This window comes from Nocardia sp. 852002-20019_SCH5090214 (genome assembly GCF_001665865.1).
Classification (GTDB): Bacteria; Actinomycetota; Actinomycetes; order Mycobacteriales; family Mycobacteriaceae; genus Nocardia; species Nocardia nova.
The window spans coordinates 1-860 of record NZ_LZMK01000417.1 but is presented as its reverse complement, the minus strand read 5'-3'; the positions used below and the strand labels follow the sequence as shown (position 1 = coordinate 860).

Sequence of the window (860 nt, the reverse complement as noted above, 5' to 3'; positions counted from 1 at the left end):
GTCGGCCGCCACAGCGTCCGCCAGGTCGACGTCGAGGGCCTGGTCGGGACGGCCTTCACCCACCGCGATTCCCGCGCCGGCGACCCCGATCTGCACACCCACCTCGTCATCGCCAACAAAGTCAGGCGGATCCAGGACGGGCAGTGGGGGTCCCTAGATGGGCGGATGATCTACGCCCACAATGTGCCCGCCTCCGAGTTGTACAACACCCGCCTCGAACACCACCTCGAAGAAGCCCTCGGTTTGGTGTTCGTCGAGACCCCGGACCGGGACATGTACAAACGCCCGATCCGCGAACTCGCCGGTGTGGCACCGGAGTTGATGGCGGCCTGGTCCACACGCGCAGAGGCCATCACCACCAAACTCACCGACCTGGCCGCCGCGTTCCAGCGGCGCCACGGCCGCGAACCCACCGCGAAAGAACGGCTGCGCCTGGGTGAGGAGGCGACGCTGGCAACCCGTGGCGGTAAGCATCACGCCCGCTCCCGCGCCGAACAACGCGGCGACTGGCGGACCCAGGCTGCCGAGATCCTGGGCGGGGACCAGGCCGTGGACGCGATGGTCGCCACCGTCCTGCATCAGCAGGCCCCGATCCGCGAGACGGTCACCGATGCCTGGATCGCCGACACGGCGACCCGTGTAGTGGATACCGTCGCCCAGCAGCGGGCGACCTGGCAGGCGCGTCACCTGCGCGCCGAAACCTACCGCCAGCTCCGCGGCCGCATCGATCCCGGCCAGTGGCTGGCTGGGGTCGATGCGGTGATGGCGGCCGCGCTCACCTCGCCGTTGTCGATTCCCCGCGGCGACCACGACACTGCCGCCCCCACACCGGCTTTGGCCCGCGCGGACGGGACCAGCGT

At 70.1% G+C, this 860-nt stretch carries 1 protein-coding gene; it reads left to right on the top strand.

What is annotated here, in order from left to right; translation table 11 throughout:
• Positions 1 to 860, top strand: an 860-nt coding sequence (gene mobF / locus A5780_RS34970) for a MobF family relaxase (RefSeq protein WP_156769749.1), incomplete at both ends; no start/stop codon positions are given.